Below are 5,839 nucleotides of genomic sequence, written 5' to 3' on the forward strand. Positions count from 1 at the left end.
CACCTTCTTCCTTGTCCCGTTTTATGATCTGAACACGCTGTCCTGCAATTCTCAGATCCCAATCTTCAGATTTTGCTTCTTTAATAAAAACCCTTAAATCCTCCATGCGCTCCTTGTGGCCCATGGTGACCTGTTTTATAAGGTATTTTGTTAGGGGTAGATTATGCCAGAAGACTCCCCACATAGATGGGATATTATCGAGGTTTATTGTTTTAGGAAGATCCAGTTTAGATCCTTCTTTCAGGAATTTTGTACTAAACCCCGCAAAAGGCCCAAAGAGCAATTCTTTTTTACCATCAATATTTCTGGTGTCCAGGTGCGGGGTAGACATTGGTGGCGCATCTGGTCCTGCTTTGCTGTACACTTTGGCGTGGTGCTTTTCGATAACTTCCCGGTTTTTACAGTAGAGCCATTGTCCGCTTACCGGAAAGCCACCATAGCCTGCTTTTTCCTTTATTTCTACTTTTTGTAAAAGTGGTAACGCACCGCCACCGGCTCCAATAAAGACATGTTCTGCGTCATAATAACATTTTTCTCCCGTTGAAAGGTTTTTTGCTTCAACTTTCCATTCTACTCTCTCGTCAGGATCTATATCCAGGACTTCGTGACCACGTAAAACGGGAACATTAAATTTTGTCTCGAGTATATTAAAATATCTTTCTGTAAGTTTGCCAAAATTGACTTCGGTACCAAGTTCCATCCTGGTTGCTGCCATTTTTTCCTCTTTGCTTCTGTTCTCCATTATAAGCGGAAACCACTTTTTAAGCGTTTCAAAATCTTCAGAGAATTTCATGTTTTCAAAGAAAGGCCAGGAAGTCATAGCCTCATAGCGTTTTTTCAGAAATTTTACATCATCTTCTCCTCTTACCCAACTATGGTGTGGGACAGATCGCAGGAAGTTTTTAGGAGTTTGAATTAATCCCTGCTCAACCAGGTGAGCCCAGAACTGTTTGGTGGTTTCAAACTGTTCAAAAATCTTAATGGCTTTTGAAACATCAATGTCGCCATTTTCTTTTTCAGGAGTGTAATTGAGTTCACATAATGCCGAATGTCCTGTTCCCGCATTGTTCCAGGCTTCAGTACTTTCTTCGGCTACTTTTTCAAGTCTTTCCAGAATAAGAATCCGGGTTTTTGGTTCCAGGAGTTTCGTCATAAGTGCCAGGGTAGCGCTCATTATACCACCGCCAACACAAATTAAATCATATTTATTTTCAGAAGGAATCTTAGAAGTCATACAAGTCTTTTCCCAAATTTAGAAAATTGACCTGCCAATACTTTTAAATAAATACTAATACTTTAATATTGAAGCGCAGTCTGTGATAGAAAATAAAATCAGGAATTTTCCCCGGCATATTCTTCTTCGATCTCTTCCTGGAGTTCTTCTTCCTGCTTCCTTTCTTTAAGAAACTTCTTTAGGTCCTGTCCATATTTGGACTTTCTAACGTCTTTACTTAAAGAGTTGTAGATAGTATCCAGGTATTTAAGGTTGGCATCAAAAACTTCAGATAAAGCTAAATAGGGGGCGATCTCCAGATCTTTGTTGTTAATGGCGAAGTTAACGGTATAGAGATATTTTCTCTTTAGAAGTTTATCGTACTGCTGGTCTATTTCCATTAGCTTATCTTCATTTTGCGCCTGCTGTGCTTCGAAACTGGCTTTTATTAAATCCAGGTTACTGTCATTAAAGCGCTTCATGATTTTACGGTATTCCACCAGTTTCTCCTGGTTTTTTGAACCTACAATCTTTGCAGCAGTTTCAAACTTCTCCAGTTTGGTATTAATGGTTATTTCTCCTGCATCTGCAAAGAAATCCAACCTGTCGTCATATTCAGAATTATCCACTTTTTCAAGGTACAGATACATCATTTGAGGACTCTCAATATAGGTTTCGAGTACAAACTGGGGATCACCCTGTATTACCACAGAGTCTAAATTAACCATTAGAGTGTCTTCTATTTTCTGAAGGTAGAGGGTGCCTTTCTTAAGGCCGTCAATTTTTCCTCTTACGGTTAAATTGCTTTCTTTTTCAGAACATGCAGTGATACAAAGAACGAATAGTAAAAGAAGACCTATATTTTTCATTTTGATCGTGATAATTTTTGGAGCGCAAATATCATATAAATTTCGTGTTTATACTAACCTGTGGAGGCCATTTGCATTAAAATTGTACACAAAATTGCACCGTAGGTTCCAACTACATAGCCGAATACAGCAAGTAGTACGCCAACAGTGGCGAGCGAAGGATGGAAGGCCGCAGCTACTACGGGAGCAGATGCCGCACCACCAACGTTAGCCTGGCTTCCTACAGCGAGAAAGAAATAAGGTGCCTTAATGAGTTTTGCTGTGAGTATCAAAATTATAACGTGAATAGTAATCCAGACCAGCCCAATTCCAATTAATGCGGGATTATCAAAGACGCTCCCAAGATCCATTTTCATCCCAATAGTGGCAACAAGAATATAAATAAAAACACTTCCAAGCTTACTGGCGCCGGCTCCTTCATAGGACTTGAATTTTGTAAAAGAAAGAAAGATTCCAATGGCGGTGGCAATGGTGATCATCCAGAAAAAAGTAGAAGAAAAGGAGGAAAGGGCACTTTTGCTATCGGTGAAGACTTCAAAATTTTCAGAAAGAAATACTGAAATCCCTTGGGCACCCCAGTGGGCAATTCCCACAGCACCAAAAGCAAGTGAGAGCATAATCATTAAATCTGCCAGGGAAGGATTTCTGGTGACACTTGCTGCATAAGTGGAAACTTTATTCTTTAATTCTTCAATAGCAGAATTATCGGCCTTTAACCAGTCATCGATTTTTTCATTTTTACCAATTCCCATCAGGACAATTGCCATCCAGAGGTTGGCCACCACGATATCTACCAGCACCATCCCGCCGTAGAGATCTGGGTTATATTCATAAATTTCCAGCATGGCCGCCTGGTTGGCACCGCCTCCTATCCAGCTCCCTGCAATTGTAGAAAGTCCGCGCCAGATGGCATCGGGTCCCACGCCACCAATACTTTCGGGCGATATGACTGAAAATAGTAAAATAGCCAGCGGACCACCGATTATAATTCCTATTGTGCCGGCAAAAAACATAATTAACGCTTTTGGGCCAAGATTAAAAATAGCTTTTAAGTCAATGCTCAGCGTCATTAAAACCAGGGCTGCCGGTAGTAAGAAGCGACTGGAAACAAAATAAAGGTTAGAGGTAGAATCGTCTATTAATCCCAGCGAATTAAATATTGCGGGAATGAGGTAGCACATAAGGAGTGCCGGAACTACAGCATAAAATTTCTTCCAAAAACCTTCCTTTTGTGAGGAGGTATAGAAAACAAAGCCAAGGGCTATCATCAATAATCCAAAGACAACAGCATCATTGGTGAAAAATGGTAATTCTTCCATGTAGATAATTGTGGTTTTGGCGGCAAATTACAATTTTAACCTAAGCTTATTTAAAAATCCTTTAGTTCAAAAAGTTCAATAAGGCTTTTAGCGACTCCGTCTTCGGTTCCTGCATGAGTAACTACTTTGGCCACTTCAAGGACTTCCTCCCTTGCATTTGCTACGGCTACTCCCGTTCCCACGCCTTTTACCATTTCCACATCATTATAATTATCCCCAAAGGCAATACAATCCTGGGCATCGCACTCATAATGTGCCTTCAATAAATATTTAATTGCCGAAAACTTGGAAATTTCCTTATTGGCTATTTCCAGGTAAGTAGATTTTGATCTGTACAAATGGAGCTTGTCACCATAATTTTCTGCAAGAAAGTCCCTGATTTTATCAATATTTTCTTCGGCGCCCATTGCCATGATTTTATGGGCACCTTTTTCTTCTTTCTTCCATTTGGCAATTACCTCTGCATTGGATTTTATTTCCGGAGAAACTTTGGTATTGGTTTCTTCCCGGGCAGACCACTTATCTTCCCTTGGGACATACCATTCATCGTTGTGGTACAGGCTTAAATGGCAGTCCATTTCGGAATTAAAATGATGCAGGTCTTCAACAATATTTAACGGAATAGTAGTGGAGCTTATCGGTTTATCGTCTACTAAAACCAGTCCTCCGTTATAAGCGATTATCGGGTAATGTTTGATACCGAGATCATCCTGAAGATGTCGCATTGCCGAAGGCATTCTTGCCGAAATAAGGATAAACGGAAGTTTTTCGCTTATATGTTTTACGATTTTAATAGTGTGGTTAGAAAGGCTTCTTTTGCTGTTAAGCAATGTGCCGTCTATATCTGAAAAAACTATTTTGTGTGCCATTATTTATTTTTGGGTTTTATTTTTAGGGTGTCTGTTAGCGTCTTTTAAAGAATTGTTCAGCATCCACTCAATCTGCCCATTGGTACTTCTAAATTCGTCAGAAGCCCATTTTTCAATGGCCTTTAGCATCTCCTCATCCACTCTCAATGCAAATGCTTTTTTATTACTCATTTTAATTATTTTTCCAGATTCCGTATAAAATCTGTCATTATGGGAATCAGTTCAGGGTGCAGCGGCCGATTGGGTTCGTTATACGATTTTGAATTTGTTAGCTGGTCGTTTCCCTGTATTTCCCTAAACACATGATTCATGTTCTCGATAATTGCCATTTCTGAATCGGGTTTTGCTTCTTTCAGCAATTCTGCTTCTTTGGTTTTCATCTGGACATCTGATGTTCCGTTGATGATTAAAACCGGTATATTTAGTTTTGCAATTTCCGAAGCAGGGTCAAACTGCATCCAGGAAGCAAGAAACGGTTGCACGTCTGGTCTAAACATCGATTTCAGAAAAGGGTGATAATTGCTGGTGCTTCCATTTTGCTTTATTTCGTCCAAAGCTGTTCTGGTGTTCTCTCTAAGATCAGGCAACTGTTGTCCAATCTGTTCCGTGATAATATTGTCTATACTTCGTCCAGCGCCGGCGATAGAAATGAAGGCGTCTGCTTTGTCTTTGGCGGCAAGCATTCCCACCAACGAGCCCTGGCTGTGGCCCGCCACAACAAGTTTTTGGTGATTCCCGTTTTTACCGAAGTAGTCCAGGACCGTACTGGCATCTTCAATAAAGTGCGTAAACCGGATATCCTTCTCTTTCATTTCGGACTGCTTTAGTTTCATGATCCTTTTGTCGTACCTAAAAGTGGCAATTCCTTCTTCGGCTAAACGATGCGCCATTTTCTTTAGAGCGTCGTTTTTCATCATGGGTTGATTGCTGTTCCTGTCGGTTGGACCAGATCCCTGGATCAAAATTACGAGGGAAGAAGCTGTGCCTTCCGCAGGTGTGGTAAGCGTACCGTCGATAAAGTTGTTTATAGTCAGCTCTTCTTCAGTAAAAGTTTCCTGTGCGAAAGTTAACTGAATCAAAAAAGCAAGTAAGAGGCCGAAAATTGTCTTTTTTAGCATAAGACTTTATTGATGATAGTTGATGGATTATTTTTTGACTTCTTTTGGTTTTCTGGTCCCCAGAAGGAATTTATTCCCGTCTTTAGTAACAATCTGAAGCCCGCGTTTCGGTAAATTTCTTCATTTTAATGATTTAAAGTTCCTGCATTTACCACAGGAGAAGCGTCTTTGTCTCCGCAAAGGATTACCATAAGGTTGCTAACCATTGCGGCTCTGCGCTCATCATCCAGGTTTACAATTTCTTTCCTACTCAATTCATTAAGTGCCATTTCTACCATGCCTACGGCGCCTTCTACAATTTTGTGCCTTGCTGCAACTATGGCTGTTGCCTGCTGCCGCTTTAACATGGCACTGGCAATCTCGTTGGCGTAAGCCAGGTAACCTATTCTGGCTTCCAGCACCTCGATTCCTGCAATGAATAACCGTTCTTCCAATTCTTTTTCCAGCGCTT

General features: G+C 40.6%; 7 protein-coding genes. All 7 read right to left on the reverse strand.

The window, feature by feature from the left end:
• On the reverse strand, positions 1-1,234 hold a 1,234-nt coding region (locus tag RM529_RS15560), incomplete at its 3' end, for a malate:quinone oxidoreductase (protein ID WP_311485674.1).
• Between the two features lie 98 nt (positions 1,235-1,332).
• Positions 1,333-2,082, reverse strand: a complete 750-nt coding sequence (locus RM529_RS15565; protein WP_311485675.1) for a DUF4369 domain-containing protein — start codon at positions 2,080-2,082, stop codon at positions 1,333-1,335.
• Positions 2,083-2,135: 53 nt separating this feature from the next.
• Entirely contained in the window at positions 2,136-3,401 is a 1,266-nt protein-coding gene (locus RM529_RS15570) for a DUF819 family protein (RefSeq protein ID WP_311485676.1), read from the reverse strand.
• A 50-nt stretch (positions 3,402-3,451) separates the two neighbouring features.
• The gene (locus tag RM529_RS15575) at positions 3,452-4,270 is read right to left on the reverse strand and encodes an HAD family hydrolase (protein WP_311485677.1); all 819 of its coding nucleotides are present in this window, start codon (positions 4,268-4,270) and stop codon (positions 3,452-3,454) included.
• 3 nt (positions 4,271-4,273) lie between these two features.
• Positions 4,274-4,441, reverse strand: coding sequence for a type II toxin-antitoxin system antitoxin (locus RM529_RS15580; RefSeq protein WP_311485678.1), 168 nt, complete (start codon positions 4,439-4,441; stop codon positions 4,274-4,276).
• 5 nt (positions 4,442-4,446) lie between these two features.
• Positions 4,447-5,388, reverse strand: coding sequence for an alpha/beta hydrolase (locus RM529_RS15585; RefSeq protein ID WP_311485679.1), 942 nt, complete (start codon positions 5,386-5,388; stop codon positions 4,447-4,449).
• Between the two features lie 125 nt (positions 5,389-5,513).
• A partial coding sequence (locus RM529_RS15590; RefSeq protein WP_489752740.1) for an SPFH domain-containing protein occupies positions 5,514-5,839 on the reverse strand: 326 nt, incomplete at its 5' end.

Origin of the sequence: Autumnicola edwardsiae (assembly GCF_031846505.1) — a bacterium.
In the GTDB taxonomy this organism is placed as follows: domain Bacteria; phylum Bacteroidota; class Bacteroidia; order Flavobacteriales; family Flavobacteriaceae; genus Autumnicola; species Autumnicola edwardsiae.

What these genes read in the sequence shown, in the direction of transcription:
- RM529_RS15565 (WP_311485675.1), bottom strand. Translation starts at nt 2,082, where the DNA reads ATGAAAAATATAGGTCTTCTTTTACTATTCGTTCTTTGTATCACTGCA.
- RM529_RS15570 (WP_311485676.1), bottom strand. Translation starts at nt 3,401, where the DNA reads ATGGAAGAATTACCATTTTTCACCAATGATGCTGTTGTCTTTGGATTA.
- RM529_RS15575 (WP_311485677.1), bottom strand. Translation starts at nt 4,270, where the DNA reads ATGGCACACAAAATAGTTTTTTCAGATATAGACGGCACATTGCTTAAC.
- RM529_RS15580 (WP_311485678.1), bottom strand. Translation starts at nt 4,441, where the DNA reads ATGAGTAATAAAAAAGCATTTGCATTGAGAGTGGATGAGGAGATGCTA.
- RM529_RS15585 (WP_311485679.1), bottom strand. Translation starts at nt 5,388, where the DNA reads ATGCTAAAAAAGACAATTTTCGGCCTCTTACTTGCTTTTTTGATTCAG.